The sequence below is a fragment of the Streptomyces sp. NPDC051567 genome, assembly GCF_044454165.1.
Taxonomy (GTDB): Bacteria; Actinomycetota; Actinomycetes; order Streptomycetales; family Streptomycetaceae; genus Streptomyces.
The window spans coordinates 1-23,380 of record NZ_JBITDK010000014.1; the positions used below are offsets into that span (position 1 = coordinate 1).

Below are 23,380 nucleotides of genomic sequence, written 5' to 3' on the forward strand. Positions count from 1 at the left end.
TGCTGTTTCCTGCTGTTCCTGCGTTTCCGACTCTATCAGACTCTTTCGTGTCCGACTTCCCCGGCGCTTTCCAGATCCAGCACTTCCGCGCTTTCTCTTTCCGGCGAGTCCGACTCTATCAGATCCTTTTCCGTGTCCGCTTCCAGAAGAGAAAGCAGTCAAGTGGATTCGAATTCCGATGGCCTTCGGAGGGCCTTTCCCTTTCGGGTGAATCAGACTTTATCAGGTCTCCCTGAGCCTTGATCCCCACCCGCTCGCAGGACGGTCCGGACACACGTGTATGCCGGGGTGCCGTGCGAGGTGGAGACGTAAACGTACTGGAGCGGGGCCCCCGGACGCAAATCCGGTTGCCCCGCTCCCGTGCGGTCGCTACGGCGAGGGTCAGACCTCGACGACGACCGGGAGGATCATCGGGCGGCGGCGGTAGCCGTCCGAGACCCACTTGCCCATCGTGCGGCGGATGAGCTGCTGGATCTGGTGCGGCTCGGCGACGCCGTCGGCGGCGGCCCGGGCGATGGCGTCCACGATCTTCGGCAGGACCGAGCCGAAGGCCGAGTCCTCGATGCCGGAACCGCGGGCCTGGATGTTCGGGCCGCTGACGACCTTGCCCGTGGTGCTGTCCACCACCACGTAGACCGAGATGATGCCCTCGTCCCCGAGGATGCGGCGGTCCTTGAGCGAGGCCTCGGTGACGTCGCCGACCGAGAGGCCGTCCACGTACACGTAGCCGGCCTGGACCTTGCCGGAGATGCGGGCCTTGCCGTCGATCAGGTCGACGACCACGCCGTCCTCGGCGATGACGATGCGGTCCTTCGGGACGCCCGTCAGGGCGCCGAGCTCGGCGTTGGCGCGCAGGTGGCGCCACTCGCCGTGGACCGGCATCAGGTTCCGCGGTTTGCAGATGTTGTAGAAGTACAGCAGCTCGCCCGCGGAGGCGTGGCCGGAGACGTGCACCTTGGCGTTGCCCTTGTGCACGACGTTGGCGCCCCAGCGGGTCAGGCCGTTGATCACGCGGTAGACCGCGTTCTCGTTGCCCGGGATCAGGGACGACGCCAGGATCACGGTGTCGCCGGGGACGATCCGGATCTGGTGGTCGCGGTTGGCCATGCGGGACAGGGCCGCCATCGGCTCGCCCTGGGAACCCGTGCAGACCAGGACGACCTCGTGGGCCGGCAGGTCGTCGAGGGTCTTGACGTCCACGACGAGGCCGGCCGGGACCTTCAGGTAGCCGAGGTCACGGGCGATGCCCATGTTGCGGACCATCGAGCGGCCCACGAAGGCGACGCGGCGGCCGTACTCGTGGGCGGCGTCCAGGATCTGCTGGATGCGGTGCACGTGGCTGGCGAAGCTCGCCACGATGATCCGGTTGTTGGCGTTCGCGAAAACCGTGCGCAGGACGTTGGAGATCTCGCGCTCGGGCGGCACGAAGCCGGGGACCTCGGCGTTCGTCGAGTCCGAGAGGAGGAGGTCGATGCCCTCCTCGCTCAGACGCGCGAAGGCGTGCAGGTCGGTGAGCCGGTTGTCCAGCGGGAGCTGGTCCATCTTGAAGTCACCGGTGCACACGACCATGCCCGCGCCGGTGCGGATGGCCACGGCCAGCGCGTCCGGGATGGAGTGGTTGACCGCGATGAACTCGCAGTCGAAGGGGCCGAGGTTCTCGCGCTCCCCCTCCTTCACCTCAAGGGTGTAGGGGCGGATGCGGTGCTCCTGGAGCTTCGCCTCGATGAGGGCCAGCGTCAGCTTGGAGCCGATCAGCGGGATGTCCGGCTTCTCCCGGAGGAGGTAGGGGACGGCGCCGATGTGGTCCTCGTGACCGTGCGTGAGCACGATGCCCTCGATGTCGTCGAGGCGGTCCCGGATGGACGAGAAGTCCGGCAGGATCAGGTCGATACCGGGCTGCTCCTCCTCGGGGAAGAGGACGCCGCAGTCGACGATCAGCAGACGGCCGTCGAACTCGAAGACCGTCATGTTGCGGCCGATCTCACCGAGACCGCCCAGGGGGGTGACCCGGAGGCCGCCCTTGGGGAGCTTCGGCGGGGGACCGAGTTCAGGATGCGGATGGCTCAAAAGTCTCTCCTCACCACACGCGCCACGTACCTCGGTAAGGCACGTGGCGCGCATGTCATTCGTGTGTCGTTCGTGCACTTGCGCTGTCTGTTTTATCTTGTTTGTTCAGTTGTGAAGTCTGGTGTCAGAGCTGTACCCCGCCGGCGGCGAGATCGAGCTTGAGCCGGTCCGTCTCTTCCCCGGTCAGCTCGACCAGCGGGAGCCTCAGCGGGCCCGCGGGCAGTCCCTGGAGGTTCAGCGCGCCCTTGGTCGTGATCACGCCCTGGGTGCGGAACATGCCGGTGAAGACGGGGAGCAGCCTCTGGTGGATCTCGGCGGCCTTCTGGACGTCCCCGCCCAGGTGGGCCTCCAGCATGGCGCGCAGCTCGGGGGTGACCACGTGGCCGACCACGGAGACGAAGCCGACCGCGCCGACCGACAGGAGCGGCAGGTTCAGCATGTCGTCACCGGAGTACCAGGCCAGGCCGCTCCGCGCGAGGGCCCAGCTGGCACCGCCGAGGTCGCCCTTGGCGTCCTTGTTGGCCACGATACGGGGGTGCTCGCCCAGCCGTACGAGAGTTTCGGTGTCGATCGGGACACCGCTGCGGCCGGGGATGTCGTAGAGCATGACCGGCAGGCCGGTGGCGTCCGCGATCGCCGTGAAGTGGCGGTAGAGACCCTCCTGCGGCGGCTTGCTGTAGTACGGGGTCACGGCGAGCAGGCCGTGGGCTCCGGTCCGCTCGGCCGCGCGGGCGAGTTCGAGGGTGTGGCGGGTGTCGTTGGTGCCGATGCCGGCGACCACGTGGGCGCGGTCCCCGACCGCTTCGAGGACGGCTCGTACGAGGTCGGTTTTCTCCGCGTCGGTGGTGGTAGGCGACTCACCGGTGGTGCCGTTGACGATCAGGCCGTCGTTGCCTGCGTCCACCAGGTGGACGGCGAGCCGCTGCGCGCCGTCGAGGTCGAGTGCGCCATCCGCCGCGAACGGCGTGATCATGGCGGTGAGGACCCGCCCGAAGGGGGTCTGCGGAGTCGAGATCGGAGCCATGGGTAACACGCTACTCGCTGCCACGCTCGCGATGTCCCTTCGGGGGACGTCAACAGGGGGGTACCTCCCGGCGGGGGCCGGGGAAGTAGGGAGCCCGGCACTGCCTGCTCGGGGGTTCAGGCAGTGCCGGGTCCGTTTGATCAGCCTAGATGAACTTTACGAAACGCCGCAATACGGACACTTCGGACTTGCTTCGTACATGCGTACGTTACGAGGGGGCGTCCGGGGCCCGATCCCTTGCGGCGCCTACGGTGCGACGCGGCCGTTGGCGTTGAAGGCCGCGTACGTGAGCGGCATCAGGCCGGCCCAGTGCTGCTCCATCTTCTCGCCGACCATCTCGATCTCCCGCTGCGGGAAGGACGGCACGGCCGCCAGCTCGTGCTGCGTGCGCAGACCGAGGAAGTGCATCAGCGAGCGGGCGTTGCAGGTGGCGTACATCGAGGAGAAGAGACCGACCGGCAGGACCGCACGGGCCACCTCGCGGGCCACGCCCGCGGCGAGCATCTCCTGGTACGCCTCGTACGCCTGCCGGTAGGAGTCCTCCATGACCCGGCCGGTCAGCTCCCGCTGTGCCTCGGTGCCCTCGACGAAGACGTACTTGCCGGGGCGGCCCTGCTGGACGAGCTTGCGCTCCGCGTCCGGGACGTAGAAGACGGGCTGGAGCTCCCTGTAGCGGCCGGACTCCTCGTTGTACGACCAGCCCACGCGGTGGCGCATGAACTCGCGGAACACGAAGATGGGGGCGCTGATGAAGAAGGTCATCGAGTTGTGCTCGAAGGGGCTGCCGTGGCGGTCCCGCATGAGGTAGTTGATCAGGCCCTTGGAACGCTCCGGGTCCTTGCTCAGCTCCTCCAGGGACTGCTCCCCGGCCGTGGAGACCCGGGCGGCCCACAGCACGTCGGAGTCGGCGGCTGAGTGCTTCACCAGCTCCACCGTCACATCACTGAGGAAGCTGGGTTTCAGATCTGAAGCGGTGGTCTCGCTCACCGGGGGTCCTTCCACACGTGCGTTACCTGGGGCGCTGCCACTCTACGTCGCCGTCCGGGGGCCGCCGCGCAAGTGCGCTCCGGTGCGCACCGGAGCACGGTCGGCGGTACCAGAGGCGACTTGCCATAAAATTCGGGCCGATGTGCCGAATCGAGGCACCGATCGGGCGGCCCGGACGTCCTACTGGGCAGAGGACGAAACGCACACCCCGTCCGCCACCACCGCCCCAGGGCCCCGATCGTGAGGAGAGCCACGCCCATGTTCCTCCCCCAGCTGCCGCCGGGAGGTGCCCCTTCGCGCGAACCCGTCCCGTTCGCGTTCGTCGCCGAGGCAGACCGTTTCCGCAGCAATGTCACTCCGCCGCCGCGCGAGCGTCCGAGCATGACCCAGATCGCCGCCCGTAGTCTGGTCGGGCTGACCGTGGTAGCGGGGCTCGTCGGCTCGCTGCTCTTCGGCATGCCCGCGCTCCAGCCGAGCAAGACGCCCGCGACCTCCCAGTCGCAGCAGTCCGAGGCGTCCGAGGGGCGTTAGCCGCCCCCGCCCCAGCCCAGCCGAACATGCATGTGAGTGAGGTCCATCCGTGCCCCTGACCTTCTTGACGGCCGACGGTGTGTTCGAAGCGGATGACGACACCGTCCTCGCCCACGACGACCACGACCGCTGGCGCCGTCCCTACCGGCCCGGCCCCTGGCGGGTGGCCGTCGCCGCGCTGATGCTCCTGGTCTCCGCCTTCATGCTGCTCTCCACCATGATCATCGCCTTCGCGGGCACCTGGGACGGGGCGGCCGTCTGCATGGCCGCCGCGCTCGCCGTGATCGGGGCGGCGCTGCGGCTGCTGCGCACGGGCCTGTGGGTCAGCCGTACGGGGCTGCGCCGGGTGGGGTTCTTCGCGACCCGCTCGATCCCGTGGAGCGAGGTCCACGAACTCCGCACGGTCCAGCAGCCGGTGCGCTGGCTCGGGCTGCCGAGGACCGTGCAGGGCCAGGCGCTGACGGCCGCCGGGGCCGGCGGCACGCGGCTGCCGGTGCTGCTGACCGACCACAGCGCCGACTTCCTCTCCCGGACCGAGGCGTTCGACCGGGCCACCGACACGATCGGGGCCTGGGCCGAGGAGTACCGGCCCGTACCCGCCTGACCGGACGCCGCCGGTCAGGCGACGTCCGGCGGCGGTCCGGCAGAGCCGGACGGCCCGCGCGAAGCCCGTACGGGTCAGGCCCGTACGGGCTTTCCGTCGTACAGGGCGATCGCGCGCTGCATGGCCTTGCGCGCCCGCGGGGTGTCACGGGCGTCGTGGTAGGCGACGGCCAGGCGGAACCAGCTGCGCCAGTCCCCCGGCGCGTCCTCGGTCTCGGCCTTGCGGCGGGCGAAGACCTCGTCGGCGGAGTCCCGCAGGATGCGGCCGTACTGGTCGCGTTCCAGCTCGTCGACGGGCAGGCCGCCCTCGGCCTCCAGCTCGGTCGCGAGCCGGTTGGCGCGGGTGACGAAGCGGGTGTTGGCCCAGAGGAACCAGACGCCGATGACCGGCAGGACCAGGACGGCCACCCCGAAGGTCACGGTGAGCCAGGTGCCCTGCGCGATCAGCGTCAGGCCCCGGCTGCCGGCCAGGACGAAGTAGACGACCAGGACGGCGGCCGTGAGGAAGTAGGTGATCTTCGCGCGCATGGTTCAGCCCAGGTCGAGGAAGTGTTCCAGGCCGAAGGTCAGGCCCGGGGTGCGCACGACGCGGCGCACGCCGAGCAGGATGCCCGGCATGAAGCTGCTGTGGTGCAGGGAGTCGTGCCGGATGGTGAGGGTCTCGCCCTCGCCGCCGAGGAGCACCTCCTGGTGGGCCAGCAGGCCGCGCAGGCGGACGGCGTGCACCGGGACGCCGTCGACGTCCGCGCCGCGGGCGCCGTCGAGCGCGGTGGCGGTGGCGTCGGGCTGGGCGCCGAGACCGGCCTCGGCGCGGGCCGCCGCGATGAGCTGCGCCGTCCGGGTCGCCGTGCCCGAGGGGGCGTCGGCCTTGTTCGGGTGGTGCAGCTCGATGACCTCGACGGATTCGAAGTAGCGGGCGGCCTGGGCGGCGAACTTCATGGTCAGGACGGCGCCGATGGAGAAGTTCGGGGCGACGAGCACGCCGGTGCCCGGCGCGGCGGCGAGCCAGGTGTCCAGCCGGCCGAGGCGCTCCTCCGTCCAGCCCGTGGTGCCGACGACGGCGTGGATGCCGTGGCGGAGGCAGAAGTCGAGGTTGTCCATGACGGAGTCGGGGGTGGTCAGCTCGACGACGACCTGGGCGCCGGTCCGGGCCAGGGTCTCCAGCTCGTCCCCGCGGGTGAGGGCGGCGACCAGTTCCATGTCCTCGGCGGCGTCGACGGCCTTGACGGCTTCGGCGCCGATGCGCCCGTGGGCGCCGAGCACCGCGACCCGCAGCTTGCTGCTCATACTCGTGCTTCCTTCGCTTCCTGTCGTACGGGCCGGACGCCGGCCGGGGCCGGCGTCCGTCTCCGTGCTTCGCGTCAGGCCACGGCTTCGTCGAGGCGGGCGGCCTGCTTCTCCTTGAGCGGGCCGATCACCGCGAGCGAGGGCCGTCGGCCCAGTACGTCCCGCGCGACCGCGCGGACGTCGTCCGGGGTCACGGCGGCGATCTTGCCCAGCATGTCGTCCACCGACATCTGGTCGCCCCAGCACAGCTCGCTCTTGCCGATGCGGTTCATGATCGCGCCGGTGTCCTCCAGGCCGAGGACGGTGGAGCCGGAGAGCTGGCCGATGGCCCGCTTGATCTCCTCGTCGTCGAGCCCGTCCGCGGCGGCCTTGCCGAGTTCGTCGCGGCAGATCCGGAGCACGTCGTGGACCTGGCCGGGCCGGCAGCCCGCGTACACGCCGAAGAGGCCGGTGTCGGCGAAGCCCGAGGTGTACGAGTACACGCTGTAGGCCAGGCCGCGCTTCTCCCGGATCTCCTGGAAGAGGCGGGAGGACATGCCGCCGCCGAGGGCGGTGTTCAGCACGCCCAGCGCCCAGCGGCGCTCGTCGGTGCGGGCGAGGCCGGGCATGCCGAGGACCACGTGGGCCTGTTCGGTCCTGCGGCTCACCAGGTCGACGCGGCCGGCGGTGCGGATCTGCTTGGTCCCGGTGCGCGGGCCGACCGGCTCGGCGTCGGTGCGGCCGAGGGCGCCGGCCTTCTCGAAGGCCGCGCGGACCTGGCGCACGACCTTGGCGTGGTCGACGTTGCCGGCGGCGGCGACGACCAGGCGGGTCGGGTCGTAGTGCTTCTTCCAGAAGCGGCGGACCCGGTCGGCGCCGAGGGCGTTGACCGTGTCGACGGTGCCGAGGACGGGACGCCCCAGGGGGGTGTCGCCGAACATGGTCCGCGCGAACAGGTCGTGCACGCAGTCGCCCGGGTCGTCCTCGGTCATCGCGATCTCTTCGAGGATGACGCCGCGCTCGGCGTCGACGTCCTCCTCACGGATCAGTGAGCCGGTGAGCATGTCGCAGACGACGTCGATGGCGAGCGGCAGGTCGGTGTCGAGCACGCGGGCGTAGTAGCACGTGTACTCCTTCGCCGTGAAGGCGTTCATCTCGCCGCCGACCGCGTCGATCGCGGAGGAGATGTCGAGGGCGCTGCGCCGGGCGGTGCCCTTGAAGAGGAGGTGCTCCAGGTAGTGCGTGGCGCCGCCCAGCGAGGGCGTCTCGTCACGGGAGCCCACGTTCGCCCAGATGCCGAAGGTGGCGGAGCGGACGGAGGGCAGCGTCTCGGTGACGACGCGCAGCCCGCCGGGGAGGACCGTGCGCCGGACGGTGCCGATGCCGTTGTTCCCGGCGAGGAGGGTTTGGGTACGGGCGACGGCCCGCCCCTCCGAAGAGGGGCGGGCCGTCACACGGGAACTACGCGACGTCACTTGTCGGAGCCCCCGGCGAAGCCGGTGTCGGAGCCAGTCTTGTCAGCATCGGCGTCCACGGCCTCGCCGTCGATCACGGGGATCAGGGAGAGCTTGCCGCGCTGGTCGATCTCGGCGATCTCGACCTGGACCTTGGTGCCGACCGCGAGCACGTCCTCGACGTTCTCCACGCGCTTGCCACCGGCGAGCTTGCGGATCTGCGAGATGTGCAGCAGGCCGTCCTTGCCCGGGAGCAGGGAGACGAAGGCACCGAAGGTGGTGGTCTTGACGACCGTACCCAGGTAGCGCTCGCCGACCTCCGGCATGGTCGGGTTGGCGATGGCGTTGATCGTGGCGCGGGCGGCCTCGGCGGCCGGGCCGTCGGAGGCACCGATGTAGATGGTGCCGTCGTCCTCGATCGTGATCTCGGCGCCGGTGTCCTCCTGGATCTGGTTGATCATCTTGCCCTTGGGGCCGATGACCTCACCGATCTTGTCCACCGGGATCTTGACGGTGATGATCCGGGGGGCGAACGGGGACATCTCGTCCGGCGTGTCGATCGCTTCCATCATCACGTCGAGGATGTGGAGGCGGGCGTCGCGGGCCTGCTTGAGGGCCGCGGCCAGGACGGAGGCCGGGATGCCGTCCAGCTTGGTGTCCAGCTGGAGGGCGGTCACGAACTCCTTGGTGCCGGCGACCTTGAAGTCCATGTCGCCGAAGGCGTCCTCCGCACCGAGGATGTCGGTGAGGGCGACGTAGTGCGTCTTGCCGTCGATCTCCTGGGAGATCAGGCCCATGGCGATGCCGGCGACGGGGGCCTTGAGGGGCACACCGGCGTTCAGCAGCGACATGGTGGAGGCGCAGACCGAGCCCATGGACGTCGAACCGTTGGAGCCGAGGGCCTCGGACACCTGACGGATCGCGTACGGGAACTCCTCGCGGGTCGGGAGGACCGGCACGATCGCGCGCTCGGCGAGCGCGCCGTGGCCGATCTCGCGGCGCTTGGGCGAGCCCACGCGGCCGGTCTCACCGACGGAGTACGGCGGGAAGTTGTAGTTGTGCATGTAGCGCTTGCGGGTCACCGGGGAGAGGGTGTCCAGCTGCTGCTCCATGCGGAGCATGTTCAGGGTGGTGACGCCCAGGATCTGGGTCTCGCCACGCTCGAACAGCGCCGAGCCGTGCACGCGCGGGATGGCCTCGACCTCGGCGGCGAGGGTACGGATGTCCGTGATCCCGCGGCCGTCGATGCGGACCTTGTCCTTGATGACGCGCTCGCGCACCAGGGCCTTGGTCAGGCTGCGGTAGGCGGCGGAGATCTCCTTCTCGCGGCCTTCGAAGGCCGGGAGGAGCTTCTCGGCGGCGAGCTCCTTGACGCGGTCCAGCTCGGCCTCGCGGTCCTGCTTGCCCGCGATGGTCAGCGCCTGGGAGAGCTCGCCCTTGACGGCGGCCGAGAGGGCCTCGTACACGTCGTCCTGGTAGTCCAGGAAGACCGGGAACTCGCCCTCGGGCTTGGCGGCCTTGGCGGCCAGGTCCGACTGGGCCTTGCAGAGCGCCTTGATGAACGGCTTCGAGGCGTCGAGACCCGCGGCGACGATCTCCTCGGTCGGCGCCTCGGCGCCGCCCTTGACGAGGGCGATGGTCTTCTCGGTGGCCTCGGCCTCGACCATCATGATCGCGACGTCGCCGTCGTCCAGGACGCGGCCCGCGACGACCATGTCGAAGACGGCGTCCTCAAGCTCGGTGTGGGTCGGGAAGGCGACCCACTGGCCGCGGATCAGCGCGACGCGGACGCCGCCGATCGGGCCGGAGAAGGGCAGGCCGGCCAGCTGGGTGGACGCGGACGCGGCGTTGATCGCGACGACGTCGTACAGGTGGTCCGGGTTGAGCGCCATGATCGTGGCGACGACCTGGATCTCGTTGCGCAGGCCCTTCTTGAAGGACGGGCGCAGCGGGCGGTCGATCAGGCGGCAGGTGAGGATCGCGTCCTCGGAGGGGCGGCCCTCGCGGCGGAAGAAGGAACCGGGGATCTTGCCGGCCGCGTACTGGCGCTCCTCGACGTCCACCGTCAGGGGGAAGAAGTCGAGCTGGTCCTTGGGCTTCTTCGACGCGGTGGTCGCGGAGAGGACCATCGTGTCGTCGTCCAGGTAGGCAACGGCGGAGCCGGCGGCCTGGCGGGCCAGACGGCCCGTCTCGAAGCGGATGGTGCGGGTGCCGAAGGAACCGTTGTCAATGACGGCCTCGGCGTAGTGGGTCTCGTTCTCCACTAGCGTTTTCTCCATTTTCGTCGTCTCCGTCCGCCGCCCGTGTGGCGGTGGACGGTTGCGGAGAAGCGCTCCTGGCGTGCGGGCCGGTCTTCGATCGAAGTACCCGGTGTCGGTGCCCGTGGGGGCGTTCCGGGTACCACTACCGAGGACCGGCGGCGTAGGGAGGGCGCTCCTCCTCTTCGGTTGTGCGCGTGGGACCAGACTACAAAGCGTCCGGTACGTCCCGCACGTACAGCAAAGGGAGCGGCCCCCTGAATGTGGGAACCGCTCCCTTCACGGCGTCTTTACTTGGCGCCGGCCGCGCCGCGGCGGATGCCCAGGCGCTCGACCAGCGTACGGAAGCGCTGGATGTCCTTCTTGGCCAGGTACTGCAGCAGGCGGCGACGCTGGCCGACCAGGATCAGCAGACCACGACGGGAGTGGTGGTCGTGCTTGTGGGTCTTGAGGTGCTCGGTCAGGTCCGAGATCCGGCGGGAGAGCATCGCGACCTGAACCTCGGGAGAGCCGGTGTCGCCCTCCTTGGCACCGAACTCCGTGATGATCTGCTTCTTCGTTGCGGCGTCGAGCGGCATGCTTACTCCTCGTATCAGGTCTTGCCACCGAGTGCCCAGGTCTGAGTCTCTGGGGAGCTTCCGTTACTCGGGAGGCGGGGTCCGCTGGGCGCAGCCTCCAGAAAGGGTTCCGGGGGCGCGTACACAAACGGCCGTCACACAGCGTACCAGGCTGCGGCTCGGCCGCCGTCTCAGCCGGTGAGGGCCCGGACCCGGGCGTAGACGTCGAGGACGGCCAGGGCCAGCGGGACGAGGCTGAGGAGGACAGCGGCCTCGGTGAGGTCGAGCAGTCTCCCCCAGAAGGGTGACAGACCCTTGCGGGGGACGACGAGGGCGACGGCCGTGAGGAGGGCGGCGCCGGCGGCGACCGCGGCGGAGAGCCAGATCGTCCGGAGGTCCAGGCCGCTGCGGTCCGGATTCCCGGCGGTTCCGGCGGTCTCGGCCAGGGCCCTGACCAGCTCGGCGGGCGGGTTCAGCGCGAGGCCCAGGATCAGCAGGGCGACGGCGGCCAGTCCGGCGGCCAGGGCGCACACCACCTGGGAGGTGTAGCGGAAGAGGCGGGCGCGCAGCAGCATGGCGAGGCCGGTGGCCAGGGCGAGCAGCCGGGCCCAGGTGTCGTCGGAGAAGCCGAGGACGGCGGCGGAGCCCACGGCGAGGGCGGCGCAGCCGCCGACCAGGCCGAGCAGCATCTCGTGGCCGCGGCGGGCCTGGGCGGCGATCTGTTCTGCGTCGAGGGGGTCGCCCTGGTCGTGCGGGTCGGAGCCGGGGTCGTACGGGTCGGAGCCGGGGGCGTTCTCGTAGCGGTCGGGGCTCTCGTACGCGTCGTCGGTGGCGCTGCGCGGGGCGGCGTAGCCGATGGGGAGCCGGGCGAAGCGGGCGGAGAGGCCGGGCAGGAAGGCGACGAGGCCGATGGCGACGGGGGCGCAGACGGCGGCGGTGGCGGTGGCGGACGCCTCGGTGGCGATGGCCGCGAAGGTGGCCAGGGTCGCGGCGGCGGCCGTGGCGGTGGCCGCGACGAAGGGGGCGTCGCCGCTGGGGGCGAGGGCGACGAGGGCGACGGAGGCGATCAGGACGCAGACGCAGCCGAGGAGGAACTGGAGGCGGCCGGGGCCCTCGCCGGCGGCGGGGGCGACGAGGCCGGAGCCGGCGATCAGCAGGTGCGGGAGGGCGCCGAGGCCGAGGGCGACGGCGGTGGCGCGGTCGCGGTAGACGCGGGCGCGGACGGCGGCCACGGCGGTCAGCAGGAGGCCGGTGGCGCCCGCGATGACGCCGGGCAGGGAGTGCATGTCGTGGCGGACGGGGTCGGCGTACCAGAGGACGAGGCCCAGCAGGACGAGGAGGAGGCCGGCGCCGGCCAGGCCCGCGCCGCGGAGCATGTCGTCGCTCCAGCGGTGGCGGTCGCGGACGACGGCGGAGGCGACGGCGTCGGAGACGTCGTCGAAGACGGCGGGGGGCAGGGAGTCGGCGAAGGGGCGCAGGCTGAGCACCTCGCCGTCGAGGACCTGCTGGGCGGCGAGGGTGCGGGCGCCGTCGAGGACGGTGCCGGAGCGGCGTACCAGGTGGAAGCCGGTGGGCGCGCCGACGGGCTGGGTCTGGCCGGTGAGGCGCAGCAGCTCCGGGTAGATGTCGGCGACGGCGATGTCCTCGGGGAGGGCGACGTCCGTCCGGCTGTCGGGGGCCACGACGGTGACCCTGCAGAAGCCGGTGGTCATGGCCGTACTCACCTGTGGGACCCCCTAGATCGTGTGGTGTCGGTGGCGTCGTCCGCCCGCGGGGGCGGGGCCACTTCGGCGGTACGTCCCGCCGGCCGGTGCCCGCGGGGGCGGGTGGCCGGCGGGCGGGTGTGCCGCGCGCGCCACCCTACCCAAAGGGGGTGCGGCTGTCGGCACGTAGGATCGCCTCCCGGCCGGGCCGGGTGGTGACCCGGAGGTGGAGACCCCCGTGACGTGTCCGGGACTTGGGGGCGCCGGCCGTGACGTCCCGTCCGTTCTCAAGGGGGTTGGTGCTCCGGTGAGCCAGATCGTCGTCAAACGCCCGCCGCGGTCGCTGCCGCCCGAGGTGCCTTCGGACGAGCTGAGGCTGGAGGCTCCGCCGGAGCTTCCGCGGGGGCAGCAGGAGGGCATGCTGATGCAGCTCCTGCCGATGCTCGGCATGGGTTCGTCGGTGGTCTTCTTCTTCATGCCGGGTGCGGCGCCGTTCATGCGCATCATGGGTGTGCTGATGCTGGTCTCGACGGTGGGCATGGTCGTCGCGCAGCTGGTGCGCCACCGGCGCGGTACCCAGGGGCAGATGGCCGATGTGCGCCGGGACTACCTGAAGTACCTGGCGCAGACGCGCCGTCAGGTGCGGCGGACCGCGCGGGCGCAGCGGGACGCGCAGTTGTACCTGCACCCGGCACCGGAGCAGTTGTGGTCGGTGGTGGCCGAGGGGTCGCGGCTGTGGGAGCGGCGGGTGGGCGACGCGGACTTCGGTCAGGCCCGGCTGGGGCTGGGCGCGCAGCGGCTGGCGACGCCGCTGGTGGCTCCGCAGACGGCGCCGGTGGACGAGCTGGAGCCGTTGACGGCGGGGGCGATGCAGCGGTTCCTGCGGGTGCACTCCTCGCTGGACGGGCTGCCGGTGGCGGTGTCGGTGCGGGCGTTCTACCACGTGACGGTGGGCGGGGAGCAGGAGGCGGCGCGCGGGACGGCGCGGGCGCTGGTGGCCCAGCTGGCGACGCTGCACTCCCCCGAGGACCTGATGGTGGCGGTGGTGGCCGCGCCGGGTGCGGTGGCCGCGTGGGACTGGACGAAGTGGCTGCCGCACACGCAGCTGCCCGGTCAGGTCGACGGGGCGGGTACGAAGCGGCTGTTCGCGGACGGGCTGGCGGAGCTGGAGGAGCTGCTGGGGCCCCGGCTGGAGGGGCGGCCCCGGTTCAGCCGGGAGGTGTCCCCGGTGCTGGACCAGCCGCACCTGGTCGTGGTGGTGGACGGGAACTCGCCGCGCGGTGCGACGGTGCCGCCGGACTCGGTCTTCGCCGCGGCCGAGGGGTTGCAGGGGGTAACGCTGGTCGAGGTGGTCGCCGGGGAGCAGGACGAGGGTGCCCGCCCGTCCGGGGAACTGCCGGGCCGGGGCGGGCTGTCGGTCGTGGTGCGGCCGGGCCGGCTGCGGCTGGAGTCGGGTCCGGGGGTCGCGTACGAGGGTGTCCCGGACGGGCTGTCGCTGCCGGCCGCCCAGGCGCTGGCCCGGCAGCTGGCGCCGTTGCGGACGGGTGGCGGTGACGACGACGAGCCGTTGCTGGCCAATCTGGACTTCACGGACCTGCTGAACCTGGGCGACGCGGCCTCGGTCGACGTGGCCCGGACCTGGCGTCCCCGGTCGGCCGGTGAGCGGCTGCGGGTGCCGATCGGGGTGGGTGAGGACGGCGCGCCGGTCATGCTGGACCTGAAGGAGGCGGCGCAGGAGGGCATGGGTCCGCACGGGCTGTGCGTGGGGGCTACCGGTTCGGGCAAGTCGGAGCTGCTGCGGACGCTGGTGCTGGGGCTGGCGGTGACGCACACGTCGGAGACGCTGAACTTCGTCCTCGCCGACTTCAAGGGCGGGGCGACCTTCACGGGCATGGGGCAGATGCCGCACGTCGCGGCGGTGATCACCAACCTGGCGGACGACCTGACGCTCGTGGACCGGATGGGCGACTCGATCCGCGGTGAGCTCCAGCGGCGTCAGGAGCTGCTGCGTTCGGCGGGCAACTACGCGAACATCCACGACTACGAGAAGGCGCGTGCGGCGGGTGCCCCGCTGGAGCCGCTGGCCTCGCTGGTGCTGGTGATCGACGAGTTCAGCGAGCTGCTGACGGCGAAGCCGGACTTCATCGACATGTTCATCCAGATCGGGCGGATCGGCCGGTCGCTGGGGGTGCACCTGCTGCTGGCCTCGCAGCGGCTGGAGGAGGGGAAGCTGCGCGGGCTGGACACGTACCTGTCGTACCGGATCGGTCTGCGGACCTTCTCGGCGGCGGAGTCGCGGACGGCGATCGGGGTGCCGGACGCCTACCACCTGCCGTCGGTGCCCGGTTCGGGGTACCTGAAGTTCGGTACGGACGAGATGACCCGGTTCAAGGCGGCGTACGTGTCGGGGACCTACCGTTCGGGCGGGCCGGACCTGTCGGTGGGGCTCTTCCCGGTGGAGCGGCGGCCCGTGCTGTTCACGGCGGCGCCGGTGCCGGTGGTGTACGCGGCTCCGGACCCGGCGCACCTGGCGGCGCCCCCGGCGCGGGAGGACGACGCGCTGGCGGACACGGTGCTGGACGTGATCGTGGGGCGGCTGGAGGGGCAGGGGGTGCCGGCGCACCAGGTGTGGCTGCCGCCGCTGGACCAGGCTCCGCCGCTGGACCAGTTGTTGCCGGCGCTGGCGCCCTCGGCGGAGCGCGGGCTGCACGCGCAGGGGTACACGCGGCCGGGGGGGCTCGTCGTACCGCTGGGGCTGATCGACAAGCCGTTCGAGCAGCGGCGCGAGGTGCTGTACCGGGACTTCTCGGGTGCGGCGGGTCACATGATGGTGGTGGGTGGTCCGCAGTCGGGCAAGTCGACGCTGATGCGGACGCTGATCTCGTCGTTCGCGCTCACGCACACCCCGCGCGAGGTGCAGTTCTACGGGCTGGACTTCGGCGGGGGCAGTCTCTCGGCGGTGGCGGAGCTGCCGCACGTGGGCGGGATCGCCTCGCGGCTGGACCCGGAGCGGGTGCGGCGCACGGTCGCGGAGGTGGGCGGCGTCCTGGGCCGCCGCGAGGAGTTCTTCCGCGCGAACGGCATCGACTCGATCGGCACCTACCGGCGGCGGCGCGCGGCGGGTGAGCTGCCGGGCGAGCCGTGGGGCGACGTCTTCCTGGTCATCGACGGCTGGGGTGGTTTCCGGGCCGAGTACGAGGGGCTGGAGCAGGTCGTCACGGAGATCGCGGCCCGGGGGCTCGGGTACGGCATCCACGTGGTGGTGACCGCCGCCCGGTACATGGAGGTGCGGGCGGCGCTCAAGGACCAGATGCTGAGCCGGCTGGAGCTGCGGCTCGGCGACGTCATGGACTCCGAGTTCGACCGCAAGGTCGCGGCGAACGTCCCGACGGGCATGCCGGGCCGGGGGCAGGTGGCGGAGAAGCTGCACTTCCTGGGCGCACTGCCGCGGGTCGACGGCTCGCACGACGCGGGTGACCTGTCGCAGGCGTCGGCCGCGTTCGTGGCGTCGGTGCGGGAGAACTGGACGGGCCCGTCGGCTCCCGGGGTGCGGCTGCTGCCCCGGCTGCTCCACGACGACCAGCTCCCCGGGGGCGGCGCGCACCCGGGGCGCGGTATCGCGATCGGGATCGACGAGACCGCGCTGGAGCCGGTCTTCGTCGACTTCGAGTCCGATCCGTTCCTGCTGGTCTTCGGTGAGAGCGAGTCGGGCAAGACGAACCTGCTGCGGCTCATCGCCCGGCAGATAGCGCAGCGGTACACCCCGGACCAGGCCCGGATCGTGGTGGGCGACTACCGGCGGGGCCTGCTGGGGGCGCTGCCGGAGGAGCACCTGCTGGAGTACGCGCCGATGGCGGGTTCCCTGCAGACGCACATGGACGCGCTGTCCGGTGTGTTCTCCCGGCGCCAGCCGCCGGACGACGTCACTCCGCAGCAGTTGCGCGACCGCAGCTGGTGGACGGGCCCGGACGTGTTCGTCCTCATCGACGACTACGACCTGGTGGCCACCGGTCAGGGCAATCCGCTGGCGCAGCTGGTGGAGTTCCTGCCCTTCGCCCGGGACACGGGCGTCCGTTTCGTGATCGCGCGCAGCTCGGCGGGGGCCTCGCGTTCGCTGTACGAGCCGTTCATGCAGCGGCTCAAGGAGCTGGGGGCGCAGGGCGTGGTGCTGTCGGGCGATCCGTCCGAGGGCGATCTGGTGGGCGGTGTCCGGCCGCGTCCGATGCCGCCGGGGCGGGCGTACTACGCCTCGCGCAAGCGGGGTGTCTCGCTGGTGCAGCTCGGGCGGATGCCGCAGAGGTGAGTGTGCCGGGCGGGCCGGGCGGCGGATCGGGCGGAATCCCGTACCCGCCGGCGGCCGAGCACGGATAATCGGCGGTGAAGAACCGCACGACGAGGGAAGGGCCGCACATGGGCACCCAGCAGGAGAAGGACGAGCTGTACGGGCTCGACATCAGCGGTGTGGAGTGGGAGGGCCCGCCCGGGACCAGCCCGGACGAGGAGCGGGTCGAGATCGCCCGGCTGCCCGAGGGCGCGGTGGCCATGCGGTCCTCGCTGGACCGGGAGACCGTGCTGCGCTACACCGCGGCCGAGTGGGAGGCGTTCGTCCTGGGCGCCCGGGACGGCGAGTTCGACCTCGACCGGGCCGACCGAGGGTAGTCCCGGCGGTGGCGGAAGGGGCGCGTCCGGTGCGGGCGCGCCCCTTCGGTGCGTGCGGGCGGCTCTGGGGGCCGCTGGTTCAGAATCCCTCGGTGAACAGGCGGGAGGCCTTCACGTCGGTGGCGCGGTAGTCGGCCTTGCCGCGCTCGATGAGGCCCGCGACGCGCTCCAGCTGGTCGCGCATGTGCTCGGCCTTGCCCTTGTACTTGGCCTGGAGCTGGATGTACTGGGCGTGCGCCTCGCCGTCCCAGGTGTCCGTGACGACCTTCAGCGCCTGGTCCATCTCGGCCAGGTCGTCGATGATCTTCTTGGAGACGACGCGGATGCGGTTGGCCATCTCCTGGACGCTCTCGTACTGGACCTTGGTGTGGCCGTCAGCACCAGCCATGTTCTTCTCCTTCGCGCGGGGTCGACCTGTGGATGTCGGTGGGTCAGATGCCGTTGAGGGCGGAACCGTTGGAACCGGCGGAGCCCTTGACGGCGTTGAAGGCGGCGCGCACGTCGTCGTCCTGGGCGTTGCTCAGGTTCTTGGTCTGGGCGACCGCGTTGTGCAGGACGCCGAGCAGGCGGCGGATCTGGTCGTGGTCCTCGTTGACCACCGCCTGGGCGGAGACGAATCCCGAGGCGCCGACACCGGTCCAGCCGGCGCTCACCGTGGCGAGGATGTCGGCCAGTTCGCGTGCCTGCCGGGTGACGGCCTCGGCCGTGTCGGAGATCTTGTTCTTCGCCTGGACGACCGGATCGTCCGCGAGTCCGAAATTGCTGCTCATCCGAAGCTCCTCACTTCTCAATTCGCCGGCAGGACCGGCGGATCGCGTGGCGGAGCGGTCGGTCCCGGGCACGGCTTCGCACCACGTGCCCCGGACATCCCCCTCCGCCTCACGCGTATCCCCCGATCGCAGTCGTGAAGCCTGTTGTCACTCTAGCCAGTTCACCCGTGCGGCCCAACACCGGACGCGGGGCCGGTCCGTGCGAGGGCTCCGGTCACCGCGGACGGCGACGGCGGAGACGGGCGTCCCGGACGGCGGTCGCGGTCCCCGCGATGACGGCGATCAGGACCGCGCCGACGCCGAGGGCGTAGGTGGCGAGCCGCTCGTCGCGTTCGCGCGGGGTCTCGGTGAGCCGGAGCGCCGCCGCCCGGGGTGCGGCGGCCGGCGGGGGGCCGGGGTCCGGGACGGGGGCCCGGGGCCGTTCGTGGTCCTGGGCGAGCGCGCGCACGGGGTCGACCACGCCCCAGCCGACGTAGTCGTCCCGGCCGTTGACCGCGCGCTCGGCGGTGTTCTGGATCTGCCAGACGATCTCCTGTGGGGACCAGTCCGGGTGCAGGGCGCGGAGCAGGGCGGCGACCCCGGCCACGTAGGGCGCGGAGAAGCTGGTGCCGTTGTCGACGCACTGGCCGAAGCCCGGGACGGTGGAGACCATGTCGACGCCGGGGGCCGCGACCCCGATGAACTCGCCGGGCTGGGAGAAGGCGGCCCGCTCGTTGGTGCGGTCGGCGGAGGCGACCGCGAGCACGCCGGGGAAGGCGGCCGGGTAGGTGTTGCGCTTGTGGCCGTTCAGCCCGTCGTTGCCCGCCGAGGCCACCACGACGACCCCCGCGTCCAGGGCCCGCCGGACGGCGCGGGCGAGCGTGGAGTCGGGGGACAGCGGTACGTCGGTGTCCTGGGAGATGTTGATGACCTGGGCGCCCCGGTCCACCGCGTGGTCGATGGCCAGGCTCAGGGTCTGGGTGTCGCCCTTGCCCTGGCCGTCGTTCTGCCGGACGGGGATGATCGTGGCCTCCGGGGCCAGGCCGACGAAGCCGGTCCCCTCCTGGGGGCGGGCGGCGATCAGTCCGGCGACCTTGGTGCCGTGCCCGACGGTGTCGTTGGTGCCGTCACCGCCCTTCGGGTCGACGTAGTCCTTGCCGGCGCTCACGTCGAGGGCGCCGCTGAGCTGCGGGTTCACCCGGTCCACGCCGGTGTCGATGACGGCGACCCGCACGCTCCTGCCGTTCTTGTCCTTGCCCTTGGTCCGCGCCCAGAGCTCGTCGAGCAGGAGCCGCTGGAGCGCCCAGGGGCGGTCGGCGATCTGCTTCTTCATGGGGAAGGTGCACTCACCGGCCCCGGCGGGCCGCAGCGGGTGCGGCGGCGGGGCGGCGGCGGCCGGGGCCGCGGGTGCGGCGGCGGTGAGGAGGAGGGCGGCGAGGAGGGCGGCGGCCGGTGGCGCGGCCCGGGCGGGGCCACGCCGGGGGGCCGGGAGCGGGCGGGCGGGGAGCGGGCGGGCGGGCTCGGACATCGGTGCGCTCCTCACGAACCCTGCGGCTGGCGGGCCGCGTTGGTGTCCAGGCGCGGCCCCTTGGAGAGGAACTCCGACCACGCGATGGGCACCATGGCCGGGGTGACCCCGCCGTAGCCGAGGCGGATCTGCGCCTGGCTGGCCTCGGGGCGGGCGTCGGCCGCGTCCTGCGACGGCTGCGGGCCGGGGGCGCCGATCCCCGACTGCTCGGCGTCGCTGTCGCCGTTGGCCTGGACGGCGTAGCGCAGGCCGGTGTCGGTGACCAGGAAGAGGGAGCCCCCGGCGGAGGTCTGCCGGCCCTGGACCTGGGTGTAGAGCAGTCCCGAGCCCGGGGTGACGTACGCGCTGGTGCCGCTGGCGGTGATGTCGACGGGGAAGCCGGTGCCGGCCCAGGTGCTCAGGGTCGGCCTGCCCTGGCCGTCGACCGCGCGCAGGACGTTGCAGACGGTGTCCCGGTCGCTGCCGCCCTGGCCAGGCCCGGCACCGGCGTTGACCTGGACGGACTTCTTCTGCGGCCATCTGGTGTCGCCCTTGAAGGGGGTGGCGTCCGGGTCGAGGGACTGGAGGTCGACCTCGCGCGCCTTGCCGTGCATGTCGAGGCGGTCGGTCTCGGGGGCGGAGATCAGCAGCCAGGCGACGAAGCCGGAGACCGGGGCGACCTTCCCGGGCAGCACCACGTAGTGCTGGGTGCCCGAGCCGGTCTGGGCCCTGAGCACCATGCCGACCTTGTCGTCGGCGGCGGCCAGGCCCTTGACCCCGGCGGGGGTCCCGGCGGCGGCGGGCAGCCGGGGGAAGGCGAGGTCCTCGCCCGGTTCGAGGGTGGCGAGCCACTCCTCGGTGACCTGCTGCGGGGTGGCGCCGGTGCCGACCAGGGCGGTCGTCATCGTCCCCGCGTCGGGCGTGCCCTCGGGGAACCGGTACTTCGCTCCCGTCGCGTCGACCAGGTAGCGCTCCTTGCCCGGCCCGGTGCTCCGGACGTACATCACCTGGGTGTCGGTGACCTTGCGGCCGTCGTCGAGCAGGCCCGCCTCGCGGTCGGCGAGGACGAAGGCCGCGGTCTGCACGCCCCGGCCGTTGCCGCCCGGCCGCTGGCAGACGGCCCACCGCTTGGCCTTGCCCGCGTCGGCCTTGGCGGGGAGCCGGTCGGGCGCGTAGGGGATGCCGATGATGGGGCCGCGCGGTGGCCTGCCCTTGTCCAGCAGCTTGTCGGCGACCTGGACGACCTTGAACTTCTGCGGGTCCAGCAGGAGCCGGGCGGAGGCGAGGTTCAGCACCGGGTGCAGCCGGGTCCGGTCCTTGCCGTCGACCTTGGTGGTGAGGACCACGTACCGGGTGGTGGAGTCCTTGCCGACGATCACCTGGGTGCCGGGCTGGGCCCAGCCCTTGGGGGCGGTCGGTTTGAACATGCCCCACGCCCCGAACCCGGCGACGACGAGCGCCCCGACGATCAGCCCGGGCAGGACCGCGCGCAGCGGGCGCGGCGCGCCCTCCTCGGTCCCCGTGGCGGAGGGCTGGAGGAACGCGGCCACCGTGCGCCGCTTCGCGAAGGTGTACGCGTTGAGCTCATCACGTCGTGAGGCCATGGCCGTCTGTTTCTCCCCGCACGGCCCGGTCGGTGGGTACGGTCCCCGGGCCTCGATGTCGGACCGGGCACCTACTATGCCTCTTGACGGACGGTATGCGCGGGCCGGGTAGGGTCGGACGGCCGCGCAGCGCCTCCGGGACCGGGGCAGTCAGGGCTTGTTGGGGTGGATCGGGGGGTCCGGGGGCGGGCGGCGGGTGCCGCGCCGCACCGGGTCCGCGGGTCCGCCCCGGGGAAGGGGAGGTGCGCGAGTGAGGGCGACCACGACGGAGCCGCGCGCCGGTACGGACCCGCCCGCGCACGGCGGGGCCGGTGGGGTGACCCCGCATCCGCGGCCGAGCCCGGACCGGTTCGGACCGGTCCGGCTGCACCAGCTCGTGCTGCTCCAGGTCGCGGCGGCCGTGCTGCTGGTGGCGTGGGTGGTGGAGCCTTTGCTGCTGGTCCCCGCGGGCGGGGCCGCCCTCGTCCTGGTGCTGCTCGCGGTCGTACGGCGCCACCGGCGCTCGCTGCCCGAGTGGATCGGCGGCGCGCTCGCGCTGCGGGCCCGGCGGCGCCGGGCCGCCGCGCTGGCCGTGCCCGCCGGTACGGAGCCGGGGCTGGCGCCGCTGGTGGAGGCCGATCCGGCGCTGCGGACCCTGACCTTCGGCGACCGGGACCGGCGGCCGGTCGGCATGGTCGGCGACGGCACCTTCCTGACCGCGGTGGTGCAGGTGGACCTGGACGCCACCGCGCTGCGGCCCGACCGGTCGGCCCGGCCCCTGCCGCTGGCCCTCGTCCGGGACGTCCTCGAAGTGGACGGCATCCGGCTGGAGTCGGCGCAGCTGGTGCAGCACACCCAGCCGGCCCCGGCGCCGCACCTGCCGTCCCGGTCGACGGCCGCCCTCAACTACGCCCCGTTGCAAGCCCGTACGGGCACCCCGGCGGTGCGGCTGACCTGGATCGCGCTCAAGCTCGACCCGGAGCTGTGCCCCGAGGCGGTCACCGCGCGCGGTGGCGGGACGACGGGCGCGCAGCGGTGCGTGGTGCGGGTGGCGGACCAGTTGGCGAGCAGGCTGAGCGGGGCGGGTTTCACGGCCACGGTCCTGACCGAGCAGGAGCTGACGGCCGCGCTGGCCACCTCCTCGTGCGCCAACCCGATGGCGATCACCCAGGCGGGGCGCTCGGCGAGCACGGGACGGCGTACGGAGGAGACCCCCCGGACCTGGCGGTGCGACGACCGGCGGCACACCACGTACTGGATAGGCCGCTGGCCGCGGTTGGGCGGTTCCGGGGCCGCGGCGCTGCCGCAGTTCGTGGCGCTGCTGACCTCGCTGCCGGCGCTGGCGACGAACTTCAGCCTGACCCTGGCCCCGGCGGAGCGGCACGGGGTGACGCTGACCGGGCACGTCCGGGTGACCGGGCGCAGTGACGAGGAACTGGTGGCGGCGCGCCGGGAGCTGGAGCGGACGGCGCGGGGGGTGCGGGCCGGGCTGGTGCGGCTCGACCGTGAACAGGTGCCGGGGCTGCTGGCCTCGCTGCCGCTGGGAGGAGCACGGTGAGGGGCGCGTCGCGAGGTGGTTTCGGGCTGGTCGGCCCCCGGCGGGAGCGGCACGTGGTGGCCGCAGCGGAGCTGGACGCGCTGGCACTGCCCGTGGGGGACGACGGGGTCGTCATCGGCGTGGACGCCGAGGGCCGGCCCGCGGTGCTCGGCGTCAACCGGCCGACGCCGTACGAGGTGACGCTGATCGGCGGCCTGTGGACGGCGCAGGTACTGGCGTTGCGGACGGCGGCCACGGGTGCGCGGGTGGCGGTGGAGACCGGGCGGGCGCAGGTGTGGTCCGGGCTGGCCCAGGCGGCGGGCGGCGGACAGCCGTGCGTGACCCTGCACGAGGTGGGCCGGGTGCCGCCGCAGGGCGCGTCGGCGGGCAGTCCGGTGCTGGTGATCCGCGACTGCGGGATGCGGCCCCCGCGCGGACGGGTGGTGGCCGGACCCTGGCAGTCGGTGCTGACCCTGCTGCCGTACCTGAGCCCGACGGCGCCGCGGCTGCTGCGGCAGGCGTCGCTCGCGGGCGTCCAGCGGGTCTCCCCGGACGAGGCGGAGGAGATAGGCCGCCTGATGCACCTGGACCGGGCGGCGGTGGACTCCCTCCCGACGCTGGGTGACGGGGTGACGTTGTGGTGCACGCCCCGGGACCGGCAGTTCGTGCTGACCCAGGGGACAGAGGTGGAGACGGGCCTGCTGGGCGCCGCGCGGCGGATCGACTGAGCCCGGGACGCCCGGGATACGGCCCCGGGCGCCCCCGCCCCGGAGCGGCCTCGCGCAACGGCCGGTACCGGCCCGGCCGGTGCGGCACGCGCGGACGGTGGCGGACACCGGTGCCGGGGGAGGACCCGCGCGATTAGGCTGGGTACGGGCGCGGTGTCGAGGTGGGC

At 72.4% G+C, this 23,380-nt stretch carries 19 protein-coding genes; 6 read left to right on the top strand and 13 right to left on the bottom strand.

The genetic code is table 11. The features are described 5' to 3' along the window. Positions 1–381: 381 nt before the first annotated feature. The 3 genes from ACIA5F_RS17300 to thyX all read right to left on the bottom strand — a co-directional run bounded on the left by ACIA5F_RS17300 (position 382) and on the right by thyX (position 4,078). The gene (locus ACIA5F_RS17300) at positions 382–2,067 is read right to left on the bottom strand and encodes a ribonuclease J (RefSeq protein ID WP_399353725.1); all 1,686 of its coding nucleotides are present in this window, start codon (positions 2,065–2,067) and stop codon (positions 382–384) included. A gap of 124 nt (positions 2,068–2,191) precedes the next feature. Then, a complete protein-coding gene (dapA, locus tag ACIA5F_RS17305) occupies positions 2,192–3,091 on the bottom strand; it encodes a 4-hydroxy-tetrahydrodipicolinate synthase (protein ID WP_399353727.1) in 900 nt (299 codons plus the stop codon). Between the two features lie 246 nt (positions 3,092–3,337). Then, positions 3,338–4,078, bottom strand: coding sequence for an FAD-dependent thymidylate synthase (gene thyX, locus ACIA5F_RS17310; RefSeq protein WP_399353729.1), 741 nt, complete (start codon positions 4,076–4,078; stop codon positions 3,338–3,340). Positions 4,079–4,336: 258 nt separating this feature from the next. Between thyX and ACIA5F_RS17315 the strand changes: the two genes are divergently transcribed. After that, the gene (locus ACIA5F_RS17315; protein WP_399353731.1) at positions 4,337–4,609 is read left to right on the top strand and encodes a hypothetical protein; all 273 of its coding nucleotides are present in this window, start codon (positions 4,337–4,339) and stop codon (positions 4,607–4,609) included. 49 nt (positions 4,610–4,658) lie between these two features. After that, positions 4,659–5,213, top strand: a complete 555-nt coding sequence (locus ACIA5F_RS17320) for a PH domain-containing protein (protein ID WP_399353732.1) — start codon at positions 4,659–4,661, stop codon at positions 5,211–5,213. A gap of 74 nt (positions 5,214–5,287) precedes the next feature. On the opposite strand, the gene ACIA5F_RS17325 is transcribed toward ACIA5F_RS17320, so the two are convergent. The 6 genes from ACIA5F_RS17325 to eccD all read right to left on the bottom strand — a co-directional run bounded on the left by ACIA5F_RS17325 (position 5,288) and on the right by eccD (position 12,459). Next, a complete protein-coding gene (locus ACIA5F_RS17325; protein ID WP_399353734.1) occupies positions 5,288–5,740 on the bottom strand; it encodes a hypothetical protein in 453 nt (150 codons plus the stop codon). 3 nt (positions 5,741–5,743) lie between these two features. Then, the gene (dapB, locus tag ACIA5F_RS17330; protein ID WP_399353736.1) at positions 5,744–6,499 is read right to left on the bottom strand and encodes a 4-hydroxy-tetrahydrodipicolinate reductase; all 756 of its coding nucleotides are present in this window, start codon (positions 6,497–6,499) and stop codon (positions 5,744–5,746) included. Between the two features lie 74 nt (positions 6,500–6,573). Beyond that, positions 6,574–7,953 carry a M16 family metallopeptidase gene (locus ACIA5F_RS17335; RefSeq protein WP_399353738.1) on the bottom strand — a complete coding sequence of 460 codons (1,380 nt, stop codon included), beginning with the start codon at positions 7,951–7,953 and terminating at the stop codon, positions 6,574–6,576. Then, entirely contained in the window at positions 7,950–10,196 is a 2,247-nt protein-coding gene (locus tag ACIA5F_RS17340; RefSeq protein ID WP_399353966.1) for a polyribonucleotide nucleotidyltransferase, read from the bottom strand. Before ACIA5F_RS17340 ends, ACIA5F_RS17335 begins: the two co-directional genes overlap by 4 nt. Positions 10,197–10,480: 284 nt before the next feature. After that, entirely contained in the window at positions 10,481–10,768 is a 288-nt protein-coding gene (rpsO, locus tag ACIA5F_RS17345; RefSeq protein ID WP_030011220.1) for a 30S ribosomal protein S15, read from the bottom strand. Between the two features lie 170 nt (positions 10,769–10,938). Beyond that, positions 10,939–12,459 carry a type VII secretion integral membrane protein EccD gene (gene eccD, locus ACIA5F_RS17350; protein WP_399353740.1) on the bottom strand — a complete coding sequence of 507 codons (1,521 nt, stop codon included), beginning with the start codon at positions 12,457–12,459 and terminating at the stop codon, positions 10,939–10,941. Positions 12,460–12,757: 298 nt separating this feature from the next. On the opposite strand from eccD, the gene eccCa reads away from it, so the two are divergent. Both eccCa and ACIA5F_RS17360 read left to right on the top strand, forming a co-directional pair. Then, positions 12,758–16,753: a type VII secretion protein EccCa gene (gene eccCa, locus ACIA5F_RS17355; RefSeq protein ID WP_399353742.1), complete on the top strand. Its 3,996-nt coding sequence runs from the start codon at positions 12,758–12,760 to the stop codon at positions 16,751–16,753. A gap of 107 nt (positions 16,754–16,860) precedes the next feature. Beyond that, positions 16,861–17,109 (top strand): DUF397 domain-containing protein, encoded by a 249-nt coding sequence (locus ACIA5F_RS17360; protein ID WP_399353744.1) that lies wholly within the window; start codon positions 16,861–16,863, stop codon positions 17,107–17,109. A gap of 79 nt (positions 17,110–17,188) precedes the next feature. On the opposite strand, the gene ACIA5F_RS17365 is transcribed toward ACIA5F_RS17360, so the two are convergent. The 4 genes from ACIA5F_RS17365 to eccB form a co-directional block, all read right to left on the bottom strand. Beyond that, on the bottom strand, positions 17,189–17,497 hold the full coding sequence (locus ACIA5F_RS17365; RefSeq protein WP_399353746.1) for a WXG100 family type VII secretion target: 309 nt from the start codon (positions 17,495–17,497) through the stop codon (positions 17,189–17,191). A 43-nt stretch (positions 17,498–17,540) separates the two neighbouring features. Next, the gene (locus ACIA5F_RS17370; RefSeq protein ID WP_399353748.1) at positions 17,541–17,879 is read right to left on the bottom strand and encodes a WXG100 family type VII secretion target; all 339 of its coding nucleotides are present in this window, start codon (positions 17,877–17,879) and stop codon (positions 17,541–17,543) included. Between the two features lie 214 nt (positions 17,880–18,093). Next, positions 18,094–19,386, bottom strand: a complete 1,293-nt coding sequence (mycP, locus tag ACIA5F_RS17375) for a type VII secretion-associated serine protease mycosin (protein ID WP_399353750.1) — start codon at positions 19,384–19,386, stop codon at positions 18,094–18,096. Between the two features lie 11 nt (positions 19,387–19,397). Further along, on the bottom strand, positions 19,398–20,969 hold the full coding sequence (eccB, locus tag ACIA5F_RS17380; RefSeq protein WP_399353752.1) for a type VII secretion protein EccB: 1,572 nt from the start codon (positions 20,967–20,969) through the stop codon (positions 19,398–19,400). A 250-nt stretch (positions 20,970–21,219) separates the two neighbouring features. Here eccB and eccE point away from each other — a divergent pair, with 250 nt between their 5' ends. Next, the gene (gene eccE / locus ACIA5F_RS17385) at positions 21,220–22,506 is read left to right on the top strand and encodes a type VII secretion protein EccE (protein WP_399353754.1); all 1,287 of its coding nucleotides are present in this window, start codon (positions 21,220–21,222) and stop codon (positions 22,504–22,506) included. Continuing rightward, a complete protein-coding gene (locus tag ACIA5F_RS17390; RefSeq protein WP_399353756.1) occupies positions 22,503–23,213 on the top strand; it encodes a hypothetical protein in 711 nt (236 codons plus the stop codon). Before eccE ends, ACIA5F_RS17390 begins: the two co-directional genes overlap by 4 nt. The last annotated feature ends 167 nt before the right edge of the window (positions 23,214–23,380 follow it).